17 protein-coding genes are annotated in these 24,645 nt (G+C 49.9%); 2 read left to right on the top strand and 15 right to left on the bottom strand.

Annotated elements, in window-relative coordinates; all coding sequences use genetic code 11:
* Window positions 1–24: 24 nt before the first annotated feature.
* From nirD to AC6RNO_RS18070, 3 genes are all read right to left on the bottom strand, one after another.
* Window positions 25–375 carry a nitrite reductase small subunit NirD gene (gene nirD / locus AC6RNO_RS18060; RefSeq protein WP_497106259.1) on the bottom strand — a complete coding sequence of 117 codons (351 nt, stop codon included), beginning with the start codon at window positions 373–375 and terminating at the stop codon, window positions 25–27.
* Between the two features lie 34 nt (window positions 376–409).
* A complete protein-coding gene (gene nirB / locus AC6RNO_RS18065; protein WP_497106260.1) occupies window positions 410–2,827 on the bottom strand; it encodes a nitrite reductase large subunit NirB in 2,418 nt (805 codons plus the stop codon).
* Window positions 2,828–3,182: 355 nt separating this feature from the next.
* On the bottom strand, window positions 3,183–4,418 hold the full coding sequence (locus tag AC6RNO_RS18070) for a nitrate/nitrite transporter (RefSeq protein ID WP_474680606.1): 1,236 nt from the start codon (window positions 4,416–4,418) through the stop codon (window positions 3,183–3,185).
* 504 nt (window positions 4,419–4,922) lie between these two features.
* Here AC6RNO_RS18070 and AC6RNO_RS18075 point away from each other — a divergent pair.
* Together AC6RNO_RS18075 and AC6RNO_RS18080 are read left to right on the top strand one after the other, a co-directional pair.
* Entirely contained in the window at window positions 4,923–5,573 is a 651-nt protein-coding gene (locus tag AC6RNO_RS18075) for an ANTAR domain-containing response regulator (RefSeq protein WP_474680607.1), read from the top strand.
* Window positions 5,570–6,601: an anthranilate phosphoribosyltransferase gene (locus AC6RNO_RS18080; protein WP_497106261.1), complete on the top strand. Its 1,032-nt coding sequence runs from the start codon at window positions 5,570–5,572 to the stop codon at window positions 6,599–6,601. The genes AC6RNO_RS18075 and AC6RNO_RS18080 overlap by 4 nt, the downstream gene beginning before the upstream one ends.
* A gap of 1,175 nt (window positions 6,602–7,776) precedes the next feature.
* On the opposite strand, the gene AC6RNO_RS18085 is transcribed toward AC6RNO_RS18080, so the two are convergent.
* The 12 genes from AC6RNO_RS18085 to AC6RNO_RS18140 all read right to left on the bottom strand — a co-directional run bounded on the left by AC6RNO_RS18085 (window position 7,777) and on the right by AC6RNO_RS18140 (window position 24,614).
* Window positions 7,777–8,640 carry a peptidoglycan-binding protein gene (locus AC6RNO_RS18085; protein ID WP_497106262.1) on the bottom strand — a complete coding sequence of 288 codons (864 nt, stop codon included), beginning with the start codon at window positions 8,638–8,640 and terminating at the stop codon, window positions 7,777–7,779.
* A gap of 273 nt (window positions 8,641–8,913) precedes the next feature.
* Entirely contained in the window at window positions 8,914–9,456 is a 543-nt protein-coding gene (locus AC6RNO_RS18090) for a hypothetical protein (RefSeq protein ID WP_474680612.1), read from the bottom strand.
* Window positions 9,457–10,163: 707 nt separating this feature from the next.
* On the bottom strand, window positions 10,164–13,298 hold the full coding sequence (locus tag AC6RNO_RS18095) for a glycoside hydrolase family 38 N-terminal domain-containing protein (RefSeq protein WP_497106263.1): 3,135 nt from the start codon (window positions 13,296–13,298) through the stop codon (window positions 10,164–10,166).
* Between the two features lie 24 nt (window positions 13,299–13,322).
* Window positions 13,323–14,078 carry a sugar phosphate isomerase/epimerase family protein gene (locus AC6RNO_RS18100; protein WP_488434693.1) on the bottom strand — a complete coding sequence of 252 codons (756 nt, stop codon included), beginning with the start codon at window positions 14,076–14,078 and terminating at the stop codon, window positions 13,323–13,325.
* Window positions 14,075–15,016, bottom strand: coding sequence for an aldo/keto reductase (locus AC6RNO_RS18105; RefSeq protein ID WP_497106264.1), 942 nt, complete (start codon window positions 15,014–15,016; stop codon window positions 14,075–14,077). The genes AC6RNO_RS18100 and AC6RNO_RS18105 overlap by 4 nt, the downstream gene beginning before the upstream one ends.
* Window positions 15,017–15,074: 58 nt before the next feature.
* Window positions 15,075–18,113, bottom strand: coding sequence for a glycoside hydrolase family 2 TIM barrel-domain containing protein (locus AC6RNO_RS18110; RefSeq protein WP_497106265.1), 3,039 nt, complete (start codon window positions 18,111–18,113; stop codon window positions 15,075–15,077).
* 19 nt (window positions 18,114–18,132) lie between these two features.
* A complete protein-coding gene (locus AC6RNO_RS18115; RefSeq protein ID WP_497106266.1) occupies window positions 18,133–19,416 on the bottom strand; it encodes a glycoside hydrolase family 125 protein in 1,284 nt (427 codons plus the stop codon).
* Window positions 19,416–20,786, bottom strand: a complete 1,371-nt coding sequence (locus AC6RNO_RS18120; RefSeq protein WP_474680618.1) for a family 4 glycosyl hydrolase — start codon at window positions 20,784–20,786, stop codon at window positions 19,416–19,418. The genes AC6RNO_RS18115 and AC6RNO_RS18120 overlap by 1 nt, the downstream gene beginning before the upstream one ends.
* The gene (locus tag AC6RNO_RS18125) at window positions 20,786–21,739 is read right to left on the bottom strand and encodes a PfkB family carbohydrate kinase (RefSeq protein WP_497106267.1); all 954 of its coding nucleotides are present in this window, start codon (window positions 21,737–21,739) and stop codon (window positions 20,786–20,788) included. The genes AC6RNO_RS18120 and AC6RNO_RS18125 overlap by 1 nt, the downstream gene beginning before the upstream one ends.
* A gap of 70 nt (window positions 21,740–21,809) precedes the next feature.
* Window positions 21,810–22,835 carry a substrate-binding domain-containing protein gene (locus tag AC6RNO_RS18130; protein WP_497106268.1) on the bottom strand — a complete coding sequence of 342 codons (1,026 nt, stop codon included), beginning with the start codon at window positions 22,833–22,835 and terminating at the stop codon, window positions 21,810–21,812.
* Between the two features lie 48 nt (window positions 22,836–22,883).
* Complete coding sequence (locus tag AC6RNO_RS18135) at window positions 22,884–23,711, bottom strand: carbohydrate ABC transporter permease (protein WP_474680621.1); 828 nt, start codon at window positions 23,709–23,711, stop codon at window positions 22,884–22,886.
* A gap of 18 nt (window positions 23,712–23,729) precedes the next feature.
* Window positions 23,730–24,614: a carbohydrate ABC transporter permease gene (locus AC6RNO_RS18140; protein WP_474680622.1), complete on the bottom strand. Its 885-nt coding sequence runs from the start codon at window positions 24,612–24,614 to the stop codon at window positions 23,730–23,732.
* Between the last annotated feature and the right edge of the window lie 31 nt (window positions 24,615–24,645).

Raw genomic sequence — 24,645 nt, forward strand, 5'->3', positions numbered from 1 at the left:
ACCCCCCTGCTTGGAAAATCGCAATCAGCTGGCCAGCTCTTCCGCTTTCGGAAAGCCGATATACACCATGCCGTCCTGAATTTTCGTCGAATACGTCCGTACGCAGCCGGTGTCGGGAAGCTGTACCAGGCCGGACGGCAAATGGATTTTCCGGTCATGCATCGGGCAGAAGACGTGCTCGTCGCACACAATCCCTTCGGCCAGTACCCCGTCTTTGTGCGGGCAGCGGTTTTGAATCGCATGCAGCTTGCCGCTGCTCAGCTTGAACAAAGCCACTTCCTCGTTTTGATAACGGATCGTTTTGCCGGTATTCACGGCCAATTCTTCATAAGATACGGCTTTCACCCATACCATTTGTTCTTCTATTACGTTCATGTTCATGCTCTCCTCCCATGGAAACCGTATTTTTCTATTTCAAATCGACCACTTCATACAGATCTTGCCGGATTTTTTTACTGTCGATCGCCGCTCTCCAAGGATCTTTCGTCACGGACAAGGCGACATCCATTCTCGCGCACAATTCTTGACGTTTGGCCTCATCCTGCACGACGTCGCGAATATGATCGATGCCCAGACGGTGCACCCACTCGCTCGTCCGCTCCCCGTATTTGCCCGTTTCGCGGTAATATTGCAAATAAGCTTCCGTATATTCGATAATTTCCTGCTCGGTCTTCACGGTCGTGAGCAGATCGCCGACGCGGACTTTCACGCCGCCGTTGCCTCCGGCATACAGCTCCCAACCGCCGTCAACCGACACGACGCCCAAATCCTTGATGCCGGATTCCGCACAGTTGCGCGGGCAGCCGGATACGGCCATTTTCACTTTCGCCGGCGTATTCAGCCGCTCGAAACGTTGTTCCATGGCGATTCCCACACCCATCGAATCGCCCGTTCCGAAGCGGCAAAACTCCTCGCCCACGCACGTTTTCACGGTGCGCAGCGCTTTACCGTAAGCATAGCCTGACGGCATGTCGAGCTCTTCCCACATCGCAGTAAGATCTTCTTTTTTCACGCCCAGCAGGTCGATCCGCTGTCCGCCCGTCAATTTCACCGTCGGCACGTTGAATTTCTCGGCCACTTCGGCGATCCGTTTCAGTTCCGCAGGATTCGTCACGCCGCCATACATCCGGGGAACGACGGAGTAGGTGCCGTCTTTTTGAATATTCGCATGCATCCGCTCGTTGACAAAACGGGACGTGCTGTCGTCGCGGTACGTTTCCGGATTCACCATGCCCAGGTAGTAGTTCAGGGCAGGACGGCATTTGGAGCAGCCTTCTTCGTTTTTCCAGCCGAGCACGTTCATCACTTCGCGCACATGAGTAAGCCCTTTGGCGCGGATCGCTTCCACTACTTCGTCGCGAGTGTGGTCGGTGCAGCCGCAAATCGTTTCTTTCGCCGCGTTTTTGTCGTAAGAATCTCCCAGTGTAAAAGCCAGCAAATCACTGACCAAAGGCTTGCAGCCGCCGCAGGAGCGCGACGCCGTCGTACAGTTTTTGACCTCTTCCACGCTGGTCAAGCCCTGCTCCCTGATCGCCGAGCATATCGTTCCTTTGGTGACGCCGTTGCACCCGCAAATAATCGTATCGTCGCTCATATCCGCAACCGCCGAGCCTGTTCCGCCGCTTGCAGGGTCTTTCAGAATGGACGTTTTTTCCATGCCGCTGACGTCGGTGCCCTCACGGATCATTTGCATCAACCGCGTGCCGTCGGAAGTATCTCCAAATAGGACTGCGCCGATAATTTTGTTGTCCTGGACGACGACTTTCTTATAAATGCCGGAAAATTCGTCGTGAATGCGGATCGCTTTCGTCCCTTCGGCATCCATGAACTTACCCCCGGAAAATACGTCAACGCCGGAAACTTTAAGCTTCGTGTATACGACCGAGCCCTCATAAGGCCCTGTTTCCACCCCGGCCAAATGTTTGGCGAGAACGGCCCCCTGCTCGTACAACGGGGCTACGAGACCGTAAGCGATGCCCCGGTGCATGGCGCACTCGCCGACTGCGTATACGTTCGGTACGCTCGTTTGCAAATAATCGTTGACCACAATGCCCGGGTTGCATTCGAGGCCCGCATCTTTCGCCAGCTGCACGTTCGGCCGAATGCCCACGGCCATGACGATCAGATCGGCGTCGGCGACGGAACCGTCCTTGAATTTCAAGCCCTTGACGCGCTTGTCTCCGATAATTTCCACCGATTGCTTGTCGAGAAGGAAATTCATGCCCTGCTCTTCCAGCGCCGTCTGCAGCATCTTCGATGCCGGGCGGTCGAGCTGCCGCTCCATGATCGTGTCGACAATATGAACGACATCGACCTGCATGCCCAGATTCAGGAAGCCCCGGGCCGCCTCAAGACCGAGCAGTCCGCCGCCGATGACGACGGCCTTCTTGTACTTTTTGGCCGAATCGATCATCACTTCGCAATCGCGAATCGTCCTGTAAGCCATGACGCCTTCTTTGTCGGCGCCCGGCAGCGGGATCATAAACGGATTCGAGCCGGTAGCCAAAATCAATTTATCGTAAGATACCGTAACCCCTTTATCGCTTGTGACGGTTTGGGCGGTTGTGTCGATTCCGGTAACGGTTTGATTCGTATATAAAGTAATTCCATGGGAGGCGTACCATTCAAACGGATGAATGACGATATCATCCACTTTGGAATCTCCCGATAGAACGTAAGACAGCATAATTCTGTTGTAGTTCGGATAAGGCTCGCTGCCGAAAATCGTCACCTCGTATTTGCCCGGCGCCAGTTTCAACAGGTGCTCAATCGCATTTACTCCAGCCATCCCATTCCCGACCAATACAAGCTTCTCTTTCTGTACCATTACAAATCATCCTCTCCAAATGATCAAACTCTATATCCCTGCGTGTATGATCCATATCCTTCCGGGAAAAAGGGCCACCCGGGAGCGCATAACCGCTTTGAAAATCGACTGCTCCCGAATGACAAAAGTTGGGATATGGAGCTTGGAACCGGCCCGATGATACTTTCGTCGGACCGACTCCTGGAGTAGTTCGATTCGAACTACCAAAGACGAGTGGTCGTAAACGTCTTTGCTCCTGCAGCCTGCAGCAGGGGGGCAGTAGGCCGGCAGGCGGCGGTCTCAAGCTGCACGAGCAAAGCTTTTACGCGGTTCGTTGCTGCCGCCGGCCCGGAGGCCGGCAGCCGAACCTGTAATTTTAAGCGTGAACGCTGCTTGTCGGTGCGGACTTCACTTTGCCGCCCTCGCCGATCCAGGAGCGCTTCCACTGGCCTTGAACGATGGCGATGATCAGGATGCAGCAGATCGCAATGCCGCTCAGCACCAGGAAGCCCGGAGTGAAGGAGCCTGTGGAAAGCTTCAGGTTGCCGAGAATTTTGGGGAGAAAATATCCGCCCAATCCGCCGGCTGCGCCGACGACGCCCGTAATCATGCCGACTTCGTTGCTGAACCGCTGCGGAACGAGCTGGAACACGGCCCCGTTGCCCATCCCCATGCACATCATCCCGATGAACAGAAGCACCGTCGTAAGGCCAAGCGCAGGAAGCGTCGAGACGGCAGCCAACATCAAACCGATTCCCCCGTACAAAGTCATCAGCATCCGGATACCGCCCATTTTATCGGAGAGCCAGCCGCCGATCGGGCGGAAAAAGCTGCCCGCAATAATGCAAATGGTGGCAAAATCCGCAGCGGCGACAGGATTCAACTGGTACTGCGTGTTGAAGAAAATCGTCAAATAGTTGGCCATACCGGAAAAACCGCCGAACGTCACCATATAAAGGATGCAGAACAACCAGGTATCCCTCTGCTTCAGCACGCGTCCGTAGTCGGCGAGTTTGGCCGGGGCAGGCTGCGTCGGACTGTCTTTGGCCGTGAACAGAAAAATGATAAATACAATGACCAGCGGGATCAAAGCCAGGCCGAATACGACGTGCCAGTCGCCATAATGCTGCGCCAGACGGTTGGCGAACAGCGTGCTGAAGATCGTTCCGCTGTTGCCGGCGCCCGCAATTCCCAGCGCAAGCCCTTGATATTCCGGCGGATACCATCTGCTGGCCAGCGGCAGAGCGGCCGCAAAGCTGGCCCCCGCAATGCCGAGCATCAACGCTACGAAGTACATATCGCTGAGCGAATTCGCAAATTGCCACCCGAATACCAGCGGAACGACCGTCAGCAGCATGCCGATCATTCCCGTCTTTTTCGGACCGATTCTGTCGGTCAAATATCCGAGCACCACTCTGAGAATAGAGCCTCCGAGCGCAGGCAGCGCGACCAGGTTCGCCTTTTGCGCGGCGTCCAGATTAAAATCTTTGGCGATCAATACGGCCAGCGGACCGAGCATGACCCAAATCATGAAGCTCATGTCAAAATACATGAATGCGCTGAACAGAGACCCTTTGTGCCCGCTTTGCAAAAAACTTTTCCGATCGACCATACAGTACCCTCTCCTTTGTATACGGCATATTGCCTTATATGCTGCTTCCTATCCGAACTTGCCCGCTTGTTCTCCCTGCGCGATTGCCGTAGTTGACAGCAGTAGAAAAAGCCGACAGACGTAACCGCAGAAATGCGGAACGTTCATCGGCTTCTTTGCCACTGCAGCCACGTCGCTGTGACTGACATGTAATCATTTTTCACATAAGAGAACATAAAAAGCCTATCCTATTACGTATTTGTAAGGGATAGGCGCCATTGCCTTTTGGGACCGACACACCATTGTGTCCGTAACCTTGCGGGTTCATGATGTTATTATAGTATTCATTTTAGGTTATGTCAATAAACTTAACATAAATTTTCTGAAAAGGATTTGAAGCGGATTTTATCGACAAAAATTAAGGGGCTATGCTATATTATTTGGTATATTAAATTACATTCGCCGATATAACCTAACATGAATATGTCATTTCCTTGAAGCTAAACCATGATGGAGAGTGTTCAAATGCTGCAAACATTTATACTGATCGACGAGTTGAAACCGACTCGCACAGCCTCCTCCACTTCGTCTTCGTATTCGCGGAATGACCCGACCGAGCTTGCCAGGGAATCATTGCCCGAATCCATGCTGAAAGATATGGGATTTCGTGTCTATGCGGCCTCCACAACCAAAGAGTTAACTTTCATAATAGGAAAAGCCGATGCGGTTCTGCTGTCCGTAAGCCCCGACCAGGTAGCGCCCTGGCGGTTGCGGGCCCATGCGGAGCGCAGCCTCCCGATCTTTTGGTGGTGCGATCCTCACACGTTTCCGAGCAACGAATGCAAAATGGACGCAGGCATTGACGGGCTGATCGGCCCGACGATGAACGCTTTGGAAGTTCACTGCGCCCTGCTGCTCGGAGTCAATCATTATTTTCAGCGGACGGAGTGGCAGCAGGAGCGGGAACAGCTTTTGTCCCGTTTGGAGGAGCGCAAATGGATCGATCAGGCCAAGCGGATCTTATGCGAGATCAAGCATATTTCCGAAGCCGAGGCTTACGAGTTTTTGCGCAAGCAGGCTATGAACGAACGCAAGCGGATGGTAGACGTTGCCACCTCCATCGTCAAAGTGTATCAACTGCTGCAGGATGAGAATAAAGGAGGGCGTAAACGATGATTTCCCTGATAAAAGAAGTTGGCCGCGGCAAACGCGGCGCGAGAGATCTTACTTATGAAGAAGCGCTGAATGCAGCGGAGCAAATATTGACCGGAGCTGCCACGCCGGCTCAAATCGGAGCTTTTCTCGTGGCGGAGCGGATCAAGATGGAATCGCCGGAAGAGCTGAGAGCGTTCATTGACGCCCTGCGCAAGCGCAGCAGCACTTATCCTGTGCAGGGAAGCTTCGATTGCGCAGGGCCGTACGACGGCCGCACGCGCACATTCATCGCGACATTCCCTACGGCGTTCGTGCTGGCGGCCTGCGGGCTGCCAAGCACGCTGCACGGCACCTCCACCATGCCGCCCAAATGGGGCATTACATTGCCGGACGTGCTGCACGATCTGAAAATCCCGGTGGCGCACGCCTCGCGTGAGGCGCTCATTGCGGCCGCAGAACGCAGCGGCTTCCTGTTCGTGCCCACGGAAAGCTGGTGCCCGCCGCTCGGCGAGCTGCGCAGCCTGCGCCAGGAGCTCGGCCTGCGCACCGTGTTCAACACGGCGGAAAAGCTGCTGCGTTTTACGGAAGCGCCTTACATGGCTGTCGGCGTTTTTCACGGCACCGTTTTTGAGAAAATTACGAATATGCTGATCGATCTGGGCGTCACCCGCGGCATCGTCGTTCAAGGCATGGAAGGTTCGGAAGACTTGGCCGTCGACAAGCGGACCCGGACCTACCTGATTCGGGACGGGGCGAGCGAACTGTTCATCGTCGATCCGGAAATTTTCGAGCTGATGGTGGAAGTGCCCGAAGTCGAATGGACGGCTGAGCTGCAAGGCCAAACCGCCCTCGCCGTGCTGCGCGGCGAAGCCGAGCTGCCTTACCTGAACATGGTGCTGCTGAACAGCGCCGTGCGGCTCTGGGTCGCCGGGCATGCCGGCTCCATCGAAGAAGGCATTTATTTGGCCCGCCACGCTATCGAACAAGGAACGGCGCTGCGGAAATATACGGAATGGTCGGAAGCGATAAGCGCGGTTACGGCCATGTAAAGGGGGCTGCCGTTTGTGGCAGCCCTTTTTTACCGGTCCGAGGCTCGGACCGGTCACGCGCGGCTTGCCCGCTGCGGGGCGAAAGGCCGCGCTGCGTCCACGGCGGCTCGCCAGCACGGGGCGAAAGGCCGCGCTGCGTCCACGGCGGCACGCCAGCACGGGGCGAAGGACCGCGTGGCGTCGACAGCGGATCGCCGGCACGGGGCGAAGGACCGCGTGGCGTCCACGGCGGCTCGCCGGCACGGGGCGAAGGACCGCGTGGCGTCCACGGCGGCTCGCCGGCAACGGCCGAAACACCGCGCAGGTCAACGGCGGATCGTCGGCGCGCAAGCCTGCAAAAGTGCAGGCTTTTTCCGTGTATGCGGCTCATTTTAGCGAAAAGCCTGCAATTGTGCAGGAATTTTTGCTCGAAATGAGCCCGATCCCATATCCGCGGCGAAAAACCTGCACATTTGCAGGAATTTGTTGTAGTCAGCGCATCCGTCGAGCAAAAACTGTACTTTTGCAGGTTTTTTCTTTACGCAACCAGGCAGTCAACAGGCTGAGGTGCTGAAGCAGGGGGCGCTAGGCCGCTTGGCAGGGAAAAACCTGCGAAAGTGAGCATCCATCGAGCAAGCAGGTTTTTTCTTTACGCAACCAGGCAGGCAACAGGTTGAGGTGCTGAAGCAGGGGGCGCTAGGCCGCTTGGCAGGGAAAAGCCTGCAAAAGTGCAGGCTTTTTCCGTGTATGCGGCTCATTTTGGCGAAAAGCCTGCAATTGTGCAGGAATTTTTGCTCGAAATGAGCCCGATCCCATATCCGCGGCGAAAAACCTGCACATTTGCAGGAATTTGTTGTAGTCAGCGCATCCGTCGAGCAAAAACTGTACTTTTGCAGTTTTTTTCTTCACGCAACCAGGCAGATTGTGCGACCAGCTCTGGTGCATGGGTCTCTGAGTAGCTTGATTTTTGCAGATTTTCTGCACGCACGCGAACTACAGGCACTAATTTCCCACTCCTTGCGCTCCTCCAGACAACAAAACCCACCCTTGCACCTCTCCCGGCAGCAAAACCCACTCTTTGCTCTCCTTCGAACAACTTGCACTTCCCCGGCTGAATAACTTTCCATGCACTTCCTGGACAACAAACCCCACTCCTTGCGCTCCGTAGGCTGCAAAAAGTGGGGCAGTAGTTAGCGCTACTTTTCTATAAACAGCTGCGTGAACATTTTGCCGCACGGGCCGCCGTTCATAACGCCGATGCCGATTTGCTTGAAGCTCCGGTTGAGCATGTTGGCGTGATAAGGCTGGGAGTCTATCATAGCCTCATGCGCTGCCGTTGCATCTTTGTTGCATGCGATGTTTTCGGCCGCCGTACTGTATTTGATATTGAGCTTCTTCAGCATGTCAAACGGCGTGCCGAGGATTGGCGAGTTGTGAGCAAAATAGTTGCGGTCGACCATGTCCTGGCTTTTCAGGCGCGCCGCCCGCGTCAGTTCGGTATCTACGGCAAGCGGTGCGAGACCCGCTTTGGTCCGTTCCTTGTTGAGCAGATCGACCATCTGCTGCTCTTCCACGGTCAAAGCCGGCAAAGCGGGTGCCGCGGGAGACGGGGACGGTTCGGGCACCGGCTTTGGCTTCGGACTTGGCGACGGCGGGGACGGTTCGGGCACCGGCTTTGGTTTCGGACTTGGCGGCGGCGGGGGCGGTTCGGGCACCGGCTTTGGACTTGGCGGCGGCGGAGAGGGCGAAGCGGGGTTTTTCGTTATTTTCAACCTGCCGTACGCCCAAAGGATCGATTCCAGCGTCCGGTCGTCCACTCTGCCGGTGACGGGGAGTCCGTATTTTTCCTGAAAAGCTTTGACGCCGGCCCGCGTCTGATTGCCGTAATAGCCGGTTATGGGACCGCCGTAGAAGCCCAGCGATTTCAACATCCCCTGTACGGCATATACATCAGGGCCTTTGGAGCCTTTGCCGAACGCATACGCCGTCGTAGACGACGCAAACAGCATGAACGCACAGATCAGCGCTATCCAGATTTGCTTACTTTTGCCTCGAAACATGAGCTGCCTTCACTCCTCGTCAAAAGGAATCTTTCGCCTGTAGAAATGACGATAGGCTTAGATTTTCCTAATTAAGGAGGATTATCCGATGAAACGGCTTAATTATTTGTGCTCTCGGTCTCAGCTTGTGCGGCGGTGAGCCGGAATTCAGCCGATTGACGGGGGCATAACGGAATCGCGCTCCGGCCGCCAATCCGGAATTGCACACACTGCTGCCTTGACACCTACTCGGTTCCCCAGCCCGCAAAGTGGTTGGTCATCCGCCTCGCCGTATCAAGCGTCAAGATCATCTGCGTAGACAGCAAATTTGGCATACGCATCGCTCGTTCCGTTAAACCCGTCGCCATCGACAGTAAAGATCGGCTTGAATCCGCCTGCCTCATTGCCGCGAACGCCGAACGCGAATTCAGCGGATGCGGTACGGTATGACGCCTTGCCGTAATCCGTAGCCATCCTGACTCGGCCGCTGAATAGCGATTTATCCGTCCCGATGCGGCACACCCGAAACCACTGCGCATAATTCCGCACGCCGGGCTTCGGCTCGCCGATGTCCCGCAGCTTCCGGTATCTCAGATCGCGCCACGTATTTTTCCAGTTCTCGGCTTTACTCAAATGCGAGGTTCTTATAGGGCCGTCAAAATTAAAAAATCCCGATGTTTCCGGATAATCGGCTTGAATGAAATTGCCCGCGAATGCCGGCCCCTCCGGCGGCGTCTCGCAACGGAACAAGCCGCTTGAATCGCGAATGGTGCCATTTTTGCCGAAACCGACGCCTGTCGAGTTGCCCGTTGTCCATATATTGACTTCCAGCAACAAGCCTGCCCATCTTCCCTATCATCTGTATTCCCCTGCATACTGCTGGCTTGTAATCGATTACATATGGCCATGTGCGGTGCGACCGCTTCTTCAGGCTAGCAGATGTGCCGCGGAAACGTAAATATGTCGTTAAATTGGCGGTATGCGTTTCTTCCATCGCCCGGAAACCCGGGCGCCGCAAGGCTTTCAGCCGCACGAGCCGTTTCCTTGGCACTGGCATATGCCAGCCTCCAATCATGTGCAGCCCGGCAAAAAAGCCGGCCTCCGATATGAACGCATCTGTGACGCGCTGTTATCGAAAACCGGCTGAATGAATCGCCATTTATTCGGTTATTGCAGACCGTTAAATGCCTTTATACGTAATTTTGCGGAAACTCCCCGGCGTCGTGCCGACTTCCCTTTTTGAACTTGCGCACGAAACTCGATACGTCTCAGTATCCGATTTCGGCTATGACATGTTGAACGAATCCGCCATATTTTGGACCGTAAAATTCGGGTCGTTATAGTTTTGCTCGATATAGGCGGCCATAGACTTATTCGATTATTTTGGCCATCGCATTATTTCATGCTTCTTTGGGTTACACCTAAACCTCAGATTTACCAGGCATTACCACGAACTGCATAAGTCCTGTCAATAAAAGAGCAAATGTAAGTATGCCTTATCTAAGTGAAAACGGAGCCCGCAGTGGGCTCCGTACTTTTGTTGATTAAACTTCGAGAGTGACAAGAAATGTTTTAATTTCATAAGGCTTAAGCTCAATATTTGAAGCCTCAACGTCTCCGATTAGACGCTCCATTAAATCACATTCCTGCATCGATTGAATCCTAAAATCGCTCTTGATATCCACATGAGTACGGACCCCGGCAAACTCATGAATACGAAGAACAAGTCTCTCTCCATCCTCAGCTTTTTTAATTGCATCCGCCATCACATTCGGAGCAGAGAATTCAAACATGGAAAGTGTGCCTTGCGTTGGAACACCTGCATAACTCGTCAGCGGATTATTAAGCTCCCATGCTTCCTGTACCGTACCGCCTGCATACCAATCCCCCGCATGCGGGAGAAGAGCATACACAAAGGAATGTTCCCCGAGATCAGCTATCGGGTCCGGATGAATCGCGGATTTAATGAGTGACAAGCGCATGACGTTATCCTTAATGTCGTAGCCATACTTACAATCATTCAGTAAGCTTACGCCGTATCCTCGTTCGGACAAGTCCGCCCATTGGTGCCCGACGGATTCAAAACGCGCCCAATCCCAGCTCGTGTTCCAATGCGTCGGACGCTTAACGTTACCGAACTGAATATCGTAAGTAGCCTCCGTAGAACGCACGTCAACCGGGAAAGCAACCTTCAACAGCTGCTGACGTTCCTGCCAGTCGATATGGGTACGGAAATCAATGCGTCGGCTGTCTGCATAGACAGTCATCCATTGCGAAATCGTAGACTTCGCAAAGTTCCATTTGAATGCAACTGTTGCGGCTAATGGTCCCTCTTCAACAAGCTCGACCGATATAAGATCAGTAATTTCGCGCATTTTTTCTTGGTAGAAAATATCGATATCCCAAGCGTCGAAATCAATCGGCTTATCTTCAAACACCTGTAGAACGTTGCCTCGCGAGCTTGCAGCAAGCACGTTCCGGCGATTATCCAGGTCGAATACGCGGACCAACTGGCCGGATTCGTTCCATTCGATTTCATAATGAGGTGTTTTTAGCGTGCGTCCTTTCAATTGGAAAGGAATCTCTTCAGCTGCAGCAGTAGATTGAGATGGTTCTGTAAAGTGAATCGTCGTCATACCTAAAGACGGTATTTTAGGTGCATCGATGATCCATCGGCCATCCGTGTATTGCGATTTCAATTGGTTGCCTTCCCGATCAGTCCAAACGCTGCCAATCACAGCTTTTTCCCCAGGGATAATAACAAGATCACTTCGTTCCCATGAGGCGCTGTTCAGAACCGTTACCGCACCTTTTTCCTGCTGTGTTCCAATTCGTGCTGCAGCTTCATTCCACACAGATGTCCCTATAGACATAGCTTCCGCATATTCCTCACGACTATCTTCGTAGACCTCAGTAATCGAAGAACCGGGAATGATATCATGGAACTGATTGCGTAAAATGATGGTCCAACCCTTGTTTAACATCTCCTGTGGATAAACGCTCCAATCGGATTTCAACAAAGCAGCCAAAGCACTGACATATTCCGTTTCACGATATAGAAGCTCCAGCTTACGATTCATCCGTTTGATGTAGGCTTGGCTTGTATAAGTACCGCGATGATATTCGAGATACAGCTCACCGTCCCATGTATGCACATAACGGTCCGTTGCTTCAACAGTTTCGTGTAACCGCTCAAAGTATTCGTCTGCGCGTCCAGTTTTCACTTTAGGCAGGCCAGGCATGTCTTCCAAACGACGGCGCATCTCCAGCATCTCTCGATTGACACCGCCGCCGCCATCTCCATACCCATAAGAAAGCAGAAGCTCTTGATTCACTTCTTTATCACGGTAGGCATCCCAGGTTCCCTTGACCGTCATTGGCGTTACCATGCCGTTATACGTATAGAAGAACGAGTTAGCTTCTTCCCAGTCGCCAGGTGTGGTAATGAAATGCGTCAAAACTTCGGTGCCATCAATTCCCCGCCATTTGAAGGTATCGTGAGGCATACGATTGAACTGGTTCCAGCTGATTTTGGTCGTCATGAACGTATCGAACCCTGATTTCAGCAAAATTTGCGGCAGCGCCCAGCTGTACCCGAATACGTCGGGAAGCCATAAATAAGTGCTTTCCACCCCGAACTCCTCACGAATAAATCGGGTTCCATGTAAAAATTGTCTCACCAGCGATTCACCTGAGGTTAGGTTGCAATCGGCTTCCAGCCACATGCCTCCGCCAACTTCCCATCGACCCTCACGTACACGCTCAAGAATTTGCTCGTAAATATCAGGATAATCTTGCTTGATATAGGCGTATAGTTGAGGCTGCGTCTGCAAAAACACATAGTCCGGGAATCGTTCCATTAGGCGTAGTACCGTGGAGAACGAACGAGCGCATTTTTCCCGAGTATGCTTAAGTCTCCACAACCAAGCCACGTCAATGTGGGTATGCCCAATACAAGTAATCGTAACGGGATGCTTCTTCTCCATCTGATTTAATTCCTCAAGCAGCAGTTCGCGGGAACGATATACGGAGTCATAGTAGGCTTCCGAGAGCGGATTCGACCAATCCACCAGCTTAAAAGAGCGATCGATCGCTTTAACTAACTGCGTACGTTCAGGATGGTTAGCATCCAGACTGCGGATGGTTTCCAGCACAGCGCGTCCAGTGTAGTAGAAATCGTCAACCCGCTCATCCAACCAGCAGATTTCAGCAAGATTCACCGTATGCTTCTTCTCGCGCGGTTTTCCGCCTCCTTCGAGTCCTGACCACAGGCGGATATCCATCCGCCCCTGCGTGCCTGCAGCATCTTCCGGTAAAAATACTTCTTGATGGTTCGAATCGACACCCTGAAAAGGGGAACCGTTCCAATATAATAAGGATTCGAATCCGTCATTGTTGCCTCCGCCCGTTTCACCGAAATCGAAGCGCCCCAAAATGGTTTTGTCGGCCCATTCCTTTGGAATATCAATTATGCGCGATAACCACACGTAGCGGTCGCGCCCTTTCCAAGTCTCACCCGTCTTCAGTTCAAATGCAGGCTGCGTAACTGGCGGTCTTGCTCCATTCGCTCCATCCTCATCTTCCGTAGCTGAAAATCGCTCCAAAGGCACCGCATCGCGATACCGGGTTTCGCTTAATTCGCGCAATCTCGCTTCCAGCTTCGATTCTGTAAAAAACATATCGAATCTCTCCTCCTATCGATTTCAATGAATCAATTTCTCTAGCTTGAGCAAATTGGTATAACTTAACGCCAAACTATCCATCGGGTTTCCCTGGCAATAATCTTGCTCAACAGCGAACCATTCTACACCACTTTGCAATCCCCACTTCAGGATAGGTGCGAAATCAATCGATCCAGTTCCGATTTCAGCGAAATATTTTCTTTCGTCTGCAGTAATATCCTTCAGATGAAGGATCGGCATACGAAAAGCATAATTTTGAATGAAGGATAGCGGATCTTGATCCGCCTTTTTTACCCAGTAGGTGTCAATCTCAGCATAAATAGCCGGATCTTCAAGCAAGTATTCCAGGGCAAATTTCCCATCGATTGTCGTATGAAATTCAAAATCGTGATTATGATACCCTACGCGGTATCCCATGCCGCTGACTCTGGAAGCTGCCTGCAGCAAATCGTGACGCACACTAGCATACCCCTCTGGATTCTGCAGCCCATCAGGGAGTGAGTGACAGATCAGATCCTTCGTATCGAAAAGGCGAGCCTCCTCCAATACGGCGTCCATATCATTCTTCAATCGCTCCAAACCGACATGCATGCCAGCCGTTTGCAATCCGAGTTCTTTCATAACCGCAGCGATATCTTTCGCTGGATTTCCATGCAGCCCATCGATCTGGACGGCCGCCCACCCCATCTTTTTCAGCTCTCTCAGTACGCTTGGGAAATCTTTTTTCAATTCGTTTCTCAAGGTGTACAATTGCGCAGCCAATTTATGTTGGATCATTCCGCCAGCTCCTCCCTTTTCAACTCCAACCATTCGACCTCTTGCTCAGTTAACGGCAGATTCATAGCTTGTATAGAGGAATCCAGCTCCTCCGGGTTTCGAGGCCCAATGATTGCACAAGTCGGGAAAGACTGATTAAGAACGTAGGATAAGGCAATTTGAATCGGTGTAACCTGCTTTTCTTCAGCCAGCTTTGTGGCACGACGATAACGTTCCCAGTTGTTTTCGCTGTAGTACACGCGTACCATTTCCTCATCCGCACGATTGTCTGGTGTGAAATTTCCCGAGAAAAATCCACCAGCTTGGGCGGACCATGCCAGTAATGGCAGCTGATTGACCGAATGCCAATCGCAGGTATCCTCATCTGCCGAAACGCAGCCCTCCCAGCGGGGTTCGTTAGGCTTAGCAAGACTGAGATTCGGACTGCTGAATGAAAATCCTGTGAGGTTATGGGCAGCCGCGTACTCATTCGCTTCCTGGATGCGCTTATGCAACCAGTTGGAAGCTCCAATTGCCCGGATTCGCTTGGCCTCAAGGTGTACATTCAGCTCCTCGATGATCGGTCCGACCGCTACGTTCGGATCGTCCCGATGCAGCGCATATAGATCGACATACTCCGTTCCCAGCCTTTCTAGACTCTCCGTTAAATCCTTGCGGATCGCTTGCGGATTTACCCGTGGACCCGGGCTGCCGTCATCGTGATGAGCACCCTTCGTTAGAATGACCAACTTCTCCCGATTCTTCTGCTCCGCAAGCCATTGACCGAGAACCAGCTCTTTGCCCCGATATTGATGAGCGGTATCGAAGGCATTGCCGCCTTCGCGGATGTAAGCATCCAGCATCATCCGTTCCGGCTCTTCCAATTTTCTCAAATCTCCCGTTCCCATGAACAATCGAGAAATGGGTTTGTCTACGCCCTTGATATTCATATATCTCATCCTGAATCCTCCTTCAAACATCTGATCGACCAATCAAAGAGAGTACGGCTGCGGCAATCTATTCATCCTCTTTAAACACCGGCATTAATCGGAGTTCAAACGCGAATTCTTTCTCATCAAGACGGTATGGCTCAAGAAGCTGCGGTCCGCAAGAATTGGATCCTACCCCGCTCATCTTATAATCCAGATGGACGATCGTTTCCTTCCTCTTCTCAAGCTCGTAGTTATGACCCGCTCTTGTCAAATCCTCTGGCGTAAAATGGGCCACATTCAAAGAGAAATCCTCTGGTGAGGAAAACTTGATGCCCATCCCTTGCTCATTGGAAACAATAGCCCACTCTGTTCCATACCTGGACCCATTTTCCTGAGGCATAATGTAATCTTCAAACATCTGATCGACGGTCATCAGGTATCTGCCTTTTTTCACGCTTTGACGCTTGTCGATATAACTCTCATGCGGTCCGAAGCCTAAGTATTCGACTTCCTCCATACCTTGAGGCATCGTAAGCAGAAGGCCAAAACGAGGAAGATAGTCCTGCTTTTCTCCCACTTTTACTTGCAGCTTGACTGAAATCTCGCCATTGCCATCTACTCTCCATATTGCTTCTCCTTGAAGGACGGTAAACCGGCTATCACTGCCTAGGGAGAAATCACTCTGGATTTCAACAGTTGTTTCGTCAATTTTTGTCCAATTACAGCGGTAGATCTTCATTGCCGTTCGGTCATAACCTGCGTTCAACCATCTTTCCTTCACATGCATGTCATTATCCGTTGGAGCGCGCCAAATTGTAAGCCCAGCCGGAGCCTGGAGCATATTCACTCCCTGCTTGGACATCTTCTGTATCGTTCCGTTATACAAATCAAAGGAATGGCAGAAATCAAAACCTTCGATCGTCAGGATATCTCCCTCCTGATAAGTTTGAAGAGGGAACATCTGCCGTAAGCTATCACCAGATTCTTTCACCTGCTCCACGGGCAATCCAAACTGTTCAAATGTGATTTCGTAACCGGCTTCCGCCCAATTCATCTGTTCCTTCAACCAACAGGATAAGGTCAGCATATAGGTTCCCGCTGAGGTTTCCGGCAAATCATAAGGAATTGTCACCATTTGATGACTATGCGGTGCGGCATCAATAGACGAAAGCTGTCCCTGCTGGACGATCTGTCCGTCCATTTCTACCTTCCAATGAAGCCCCAAATGGGATAAATCGATGAAGTCGTAAAGGTTCGTTACCTTGATCGTACCTTTTCGCAAATCCTGCGCTTCAATGCGAATGGGTGCGATCACCTTTTTGAGCTCCAGCAGCCCCGTATGCGGTTTCCTATCCGGCGTAACCAGACCATCGATACAGAAATTGCCGTCGTTAGGCTTATCTCCAAAATCGCCCCCATAAGCAAAGAAAGGCGTACCATCTTTCGACACGGTTTTGATGCCGTGATCGCACCACTCCCACACACAGCCGCCCATGAGCTTCGGATATTTGTAAATGGCATCCCAATAATCCTTCAAATCGCCTGGACCATTGCCCATTGCATGGCTGTATTCGCACAGGAACAGCGGCTTCTTCTGTTTCTCGTCCTGGGCATATGCTTCAATTTCTTGCACGGAAGCATACATTCGGCTTACCATATCGAGACTCTCCACGTCGGAATTAGCTTGATTTGAAGCAGCACCTTCATAATGAACCGGTATGGACGCATCACGCGATTGGGTCCATTCAGCCATCGCGATATGGTTAACATCGTAACCAGATTCGTTGCCCAATGACCACATCACGATCGACGGATGATTCTTATCCCGTTCCACCATACGAATAGCCCGATCTAGAAACGAGGCTTTCCATTCAGGTTTCTGAGAAAGCAGATGGATATTCGTATCATTCCATTCCTCGCTGGCCGTCCCCATGCCATGGCATTCCAAGTCAGCTTCATCAATGACATAGAAACCGTACTCGTCGCATAGATCCATAAATCGGGAATCATTCGGATAATGGGAAGTACGGATCGTGTTGATGTTATGCTTCTTCATCAGAACGAGATCTTTGATCATATGATTCAGCGGAATCGTTTGTCCGAGCTCAGGATGGGAATCGTGGCGATTGACGCCTTTTAGCTTGACCGCCTGTCCATTGATCTGGAAAACACCATCTGTAATTGTTATTTGCCTGAATCCGACTGGAAAATGAAGCACCTCATTGCCGCTATGAACATAGAGTTGGTACAGATTCGGTTTCTCGGCATTCCATAAGACCGGATCCGTCACCTCGAAACGAAGCGTGCCTTTTCCGTCGACAGCAGCTTCATCCGTACCCACAATGTTGCCTTCCGCATCCTTTAATTCGGCTCGGATCGTAACCTGACCCGTCGTTTCCAGTTCTGATAGCAGGGTCACCTTCCGGAAACCGTCTTCGAACGTTTGTTTATTGAACACATCTCGAACATGGACAGAATCGCGTGCAAGTAAATATACATCCCGGAAGATTCCGGAATACCGCCACGCATCTTGGTCTTCCAGATAAGAACCGTCGCACCATTTCAACACCATGACGGCAATACGGTTTTTCCCTTCGCGGAGCAAGGAAGATACGTTGAATTCCGCAGGTACTCGGCTGCCTTGACTGTAACCGGCAAACTTGCCGTTTACCCATAGGTAAAAGCAAGAATTAACCCCTTCAAAGACGATATATTTGTCCTTTTTGTCCCAGTGACCCGAAAGGTTGAACTCTCTCACATACAGTCCGGCTGGGTTGTTATCCGGTACATAAGGAGGATCGCAAGGAAAAGGATAATTGATATTGGTGTATTGAAGCTGATCATAGCCATTCACCTGCCAGCAAGAAGGAACGATTAATTCGTCCCAAGCGCTGACATTCGCCGATTCCTCGTAGAAAGCTTCTTCTACATCCCTAACACTGCGATGATATTGGAACTTCCAACTTCCATTCAATGTCTGATAAAAAGGGGAACGCGCGCGTTTACCGGATTTCGCAGATCCCGCATCCGCATAAGGGATATAATGGGCTCGGGGAATCTCCCTGTTCACCTGCAAAACGCTTAAGTCTTCCCAATATCGATTGATGTGAATCAATGTGACCACTCTCTCCTTCGTCAAGGCATTATGAATTAAAGTAACCTTTTACCATCAGACGGTGGATCAACTCACCGAATAAGCTGTTGGCCCAAGCGAACCATGGACGCGTATAATCGGTCGGGGAATTCGGATCAAACCCTTCATGCATGTACCCCGTATCCGCATCCGTCCTCAGCAGCATCTCCAGAAGCTCACTTACTTCGGTTTCATCCTCTGAGGTAAGGGCCTGCATTGCCAGGCTGATCGGCCAAATGTAGCCAGCCGGTGTATGCGGACTTCCGATCCCCTTCGCATATTTCCCCTCAAAGAAGTATGAATTGTCACTGCTTAGAACAAATCTACGCGTATTCTGATAGACTGGATCCTCAAAGGTCGTGTAACCCAAATAAGGAATCGACAGCAAGCTGGGAACATTGGCGTCATCCATCAGGTTGTAATTGCCGAATCCGTCTGTTTCATACGCATAGATCTTTCCGTACTTAGGATGAAGATAAGTGCCGTAGGTTTGAATGCCACAGTCTATCTCTTCGCGAAGCTCCGCCGCAAGCTGTACACACTCCTGATCGTCCCATACAATCCAGGCAATTTCCTCGATGTATCGGAGTACCACGACCGCAAACATATTAGCTGGAATCAAATAGCCGAACGTACAGGCATCGTCGCTTGGCCGGAATCCAGACCAAGTCATCCCTGTATAATTTACGGGCATCCCCATCCGATTATTACGCAGCGTGTCACTTGGCGGACAAGCTACTCGGGCGAACCGGTAAGGAGATTGTTCGGCGTGTCTTTGTTCCGTTTTCCATAGCGAGATAATGATATGAACCGCTGTCCGGAAGGAATCGTCGAACATATCCGTCCGTCCCGTCGCCTTCCAAAACAAATAAGACAGTTGGATCGGGTAACAGAGCGAATCAATTTCGTATTTGCGTTCCCAAATCCACGGATTCAGCTCGGTCAGATCCTGATCGTACCGGTTATCGTTCGCTTCCTCATTGAACGCATTTGCATAAGGATCGATATGAATATAGGCGATTTGCCTGCGAATCAAGCCCGCAACGATGTCCTGCAGTTCTTTATCTCCGACCGTAAGCGGTATATAATGCCTTACCTGCGCGCTGGAATCCCTTAACCACATCGCTGGGATATCCCCAGTGAATACAAAGGCGGTATTATCGTTCATGATTTTAGTTGTCGTTTCAAGCGTATTCGGGTAGCAGTTCTTGAACATGGCAAGCAATTTCGGGTGCCCAGCAAGCTTAATCTCCGCTTCTTCAAGCAAGGACGTGACAGCATCAGGCAAGTTCATTATTTCCAATCCCCCAGAATATCCTTATAGGCTTCCAAATAATCATCGACAAGCAGCTTAGCAATGGAATAGGAATTAACAAGCGGGTGAACCGTGAGTGCCTGGATAGCCAAATCACGCGACTTATGTTTAACAGCTTCAACGGTAAGCCGTTCGAACAGTTTCACATTTTTCATCAACAGGCTCATTTCCTCTGGCACGGAACCGATGTGAACTGGCTTTGCTCCGTCTTTCGTAATAACACAAGAAATTTCAACGACGTCATCGTCCGCGAACCCTTCGATACTGCCTTCATTCGGTACGGATAGGACGATATTATGGGTCGCACCCGTTTGCAGCGACTCCACGAAATCCAGCATGACACCTGCATATCCAAGGGAGTTAGGCAATTCCAGCTGATCTGTCGGTAACACTGGCTTCGACGCCGAATTAGTTTCAATCGCCATGTAAGAAGCTTCCCTTTTTTGCGTATAGTACAGATAGGTTTGAATGGCTTCATCCGGGTTGCTTTCAATATCCATCTCACGTAAGATACCCAGCATTTCCTTATTATTCTCAGCGATCATTTGGCCGCGCGTCATGCCTGATTTGACAATATTGGCGAAGGCCTTTTCGCGGTGGTAGTAATAGTACAAATATTCATTCGGCAGAAAAGGAAGTGATTTCAGCAAATCGCTGTCGAACATTTTGAATTCGTCCACCCGACTTGTAAAATCAGGATCATTCTTAAGCTCCGCCATAATGTCCTTGCCTTGGTAAATCACTTTGGTCATCCATGACAAATGATTGAGTCCGAAAAATTCAACTTCAAGCTCCTTCGGATCGATCTCTAGCTGCTCCGCCATTCTCAGCTTCGTATGGCTTGGCGAATCGCAGATTCCGATCACCCGATCGTAACCCGCATTTCGCAAGGATTGCGTTACGAGTCCAGACGGGTTCGAGAAATTAAAGATCCAGGCTTGCGGCGCAAGCTCCTTAGCAATCTCGCAATATTCCATGAGAACTGGAATCGTACGAATCGCCATCGAGAACCCGGCTGGCCCCGTCGTTTCTTGACCGATCACGCCATGCTTTAGAGCGATCTGCTCATCTACATACCGTGACCATTCCTTACCTACACGTACCGTAGTTACAATGTAGTCGGCACCCTTAATGGCTTCGCGGCTATCTGTCGTCGTTTCCAATTGAAGGTTGATTCCGCTACGATCGATGACGATTTGGCATAATTTGGATATAACAGCAAGCTGCTCCTCATCCGTATCGTGAAGAACAAGCTTAGTAATTCCGGCATCTTCTGCTTTTAACGTTAAGCTTTTGGTAAATAACACGGCGCGAACCCCGCCGCCTCCAATTAAGGTCAATTTCATCATTACGCCTCCATACGTTCTTTGATATGATCTCCGAATTGAAGGATAAAGGCATCAAGCCCATCCTTGTCCGGTGTGCCCGTGCTGCCGCCGTGAGCGCCGACAGATAGTGCTCCGCAAACATTTCCGTACTGCAAGCATGTTTCTACTTGTTGACCCGTCAAATATCCATAAATATAGCCAGCGTTAAATGAATCCCCTGCGCCGGTTGTATCTACAGTCTCGGCAGGAAAAGCCGAGTGATACGTTATCCGGCCCTCCTTCATGGCTGCGGCCCCTTTTGGACCAAGTTTAACTACAATATGATTGGAGTAATTCGCCATAAAACGTAAACTTTCTTCTATATCATCGAAGCCTGTGTAATGAAAAGCTTCCGTTTCGTTCATTAGAAACACATCAAAGTAAGTCATTAAATCGAAAACACCCTTAAACCACTCGCCGGAATCATCCCAGCCTACATCACAGGAAAGAGTCATACCCATCTCCTTGAGTAGTTTGGCCATCGCGATGAATTCTTCGTGGTTGCGTCTTCCTCTATATCCGGTTACGTGGACATGTTTCCCTTGAGCGATTTGTGACAGGTCCAAATCCTTTATATGAAGCTCCATATTGGATCCCCCATAAGTAATAAATGACCGATCCGCCTCGGGATTAATCGCTATCGTAATACCGGTATTACTCGTTTTACTCGTTCTTATCAAACTGGTATCGATACCATATCGACCGAACTCGTCTCGAACATAATGGCCGTAGCTATCATCTCCAAGAACACCGTTAAAAGCTACATCAAGCCCAAGCTTAGCGAGTGAAATCGCGAACAAAGCCGCTCCCCCGCCAACATGCATCGTCATATTATTAACGAAAATCTCTTGCCCAGGCTGAGGAATTTGAGTAAGTCCTGCCACAACGAGATCGATATTGGCGTCACCGATGACCACCGCATCAAATTTTTTCAATATACTCTCCCTCTCTCAATCCAGATAAATAAATATCTATGCGTTTACGTTTCTCTATATCTACGTTTTTCTATGCCTTTTTGTCTTCACGATAAGGCCCACAGCTATCACGGACAACAAGCTTGTGTTTCAAAATGATATCTGCCTTTGGCGTTTCCGTTTCTCCTGTAATCAAATCAAGCAGCGTTTCCACCGTAACTTTCCCCATTTCTTGAATAGGCTGCTCCATCGAGGATAACTGTGGTCGAACCAACTCCGTCAACTGACTTCCGTCAAATCCAATGACCGAAATGTCTTCAGGAACTTGCAACTGATGATCATGAATGCAATTCATAGCCCCTACAGCCATATCATCACTCACAGCAAATACAGCGGTTGGATGGGTACCGCAAGCCAGAATCTCTTTCATCAGATTGTATCCGCTTTGTATTTTATAATCGCCGAACCGAATGTGCTCATCTACGATGGGGATGCTGCGCTCGGATAGAGCATCGCGGTACCCGATATAGCGATTTTGGCCGGAGGTCACATCTCTCATGTCCCCGCCAATAAAGCCAATTCGTTGATGTCCAAGCTCTATCAAATAATGGGTTGCATCGAAGGCTGCCGCGTAATCATCAATGATCACAGAAAGGAACGTTTGATCAGTTGGTCTTACACTTGAGAAAATAATCGGAATGTCCAGTTTATTCAAAAATGCCCGGATTTCATCATTCAATTTCTCATGCATAATGATAATGCCATCAACGCGCATTTCATGAAATACTTTCAAATATTTGAATTCCTTATCGGTATCCTCAATAATGTTACACACCAAAAGATTGTAATCATTCCGACTTGCTGTTTCTTCAATACTGCTTAGAATAGTCGAGTAAAAGCTTGACGTGAGGTCTGGGACAATGACACCGATAAGGTTCGTCTTTTTCCGTACCAGACTCCTTGCGATATGACTAGGCGCGTACCCGAGCTCGTCGATAGCTCTCTTCACTTTAGCTTTTAGATCGTCCTTTACGTACTTCTCTCCATTAAGCACCCGCGAAACCGTAGTCACGGAAACGCCCGCTTGTTTGGCGACATCTTTAATCTTTGGAGCCAACTTTGTCACCCTACCTTCCGAAAAACGTGTTCTCTTCCAACGTATATCTTAGCTTTTTACTGCCCCCTCTGTGATCCCAGCGATGAATTGTCTGCTCACAATAAGGAAGAAGACAATCAATGGAAGGGTAGCCATAAGAGCTCCAGTCATGACCATGGAATAGTCTGCCGAATGAGCCGATTTTAACTGCTGCAAGGCCAACATCAATGTGAATTTGGATGTATCCGTCAATACGATCAATGGCCATAAGTAATCTTCCCAAACTCCCATAAACGTCGTGATAGCGAGAAAGGCTAGTGCAGGTCTTAGAATCGGCAAAGCAACATGCCAATACTGTCCAAATTTATTACAGCCATCGATTCTCGCAGCCTCAAGCAAATCATCATGAATCGCAAGCGCATATTGCCTGATCCAGAAAATTCCGAATGCACTTGCCATGCCCGGGATAATCAAGGCCTTATAACTTCCCAACCACCCGAACTCCTTAATGATGATGAATTGCGGGACAAGCAGCATTTGCGCAGGAATCATCATCGTAGCCATCATGGCAAAAAAGAGCAATTTAGAACCTGGAAACTTAAATTTGGCAAACGCAAATCCCGTCAATGAATTGAAAAATAGCTGAAGCGTGCAGCTCATTAAGGCAATGGAAACTGTGTTGAAGAAGGCACGAATAAAATTGCTTTTCTCCAATACATGATGAAAGTTATTCATAAAATTAGTTCCGAACGTTAACTTCGGAGGAAAAGCAAAGATTGCACTTGTCTCATTCGTAGACATGACAATAAGCCAGTAAAACGGAAATATGGAAATCGCGACACCGATCAACAATAAACTATTTACGATTACTTTTTTGGTCAATACTTCAACAATCATCTTGTATTCTCCTTTTTATCAATCATCCGATCTGTTGAAAAACTTCCAATTGAGGACGGATAATAAGCCGATGATGATGAATAACACCCAAGATACCGCAGCTGCATAACCATAATTCTGATAATTAAAACCTTCCCGGAACATATAAAGAACGATCGTATCGGTACCTGGGTATGGTGCTTGATTTCCAGCTAATACTTGAGGTTCCGTGAAAATTTGAAACCCGCCGATGGTCGACATCATCACTGAGAACAAGATGATGGGTCTGAGCATGGGTATCGTAATTTGGGTGAAAGTTTGAAATAATGTAGCGCCATCCAGCTCTGCTGCTTCGTACAGATCTTTTGGAATTCTTTGCAAGCCCGATAAATAAATAACTGCGTTATACCCCATATATCTCCATGAAATCATGGCGGCAATCACGACTCTGGCCCCAAATTCAGAATTTAACCACGCGATCTTATGAAAGCCGATTTTTTCCATCAAATAGTTAATCAACCCGTATTCGTTGCCGAACAAAGACTGAAAGATAATGACAACAGCCACCATAGCCGTTACATTCGGAAGAAAATAAGCAATTCTATAAAAGCCTTTGAATCTTACGATGGATAAATTGATGATATAGGCGACGACCAATGCACATAGAAGCTGCGGGGCGTTCCCCAATATCCAAAGTGCGATATTGTTGACTAACACCTTCCAAAAAGTCGGATCATGGAGCATATAATCAAAATTCTTGAATCCAACATATTTCATTTCCCCGATTCCATCCCATTTATGTACGGCTAAGTACATCGAGAACAAAATGGGAAATACAGAAAAGATCAGGAACAAAAGATAAAATGGAGAAATAAATAGATACAGTGTTCTGCTCTTATAAATTTCTTTAAAAAGACCTCCCATGCTATTCCTCCGCTAATTGGATAAGGCGAGG

This window comes from Paenibacillus sp. sgz302190 (genome assembly GCF_059820445.1).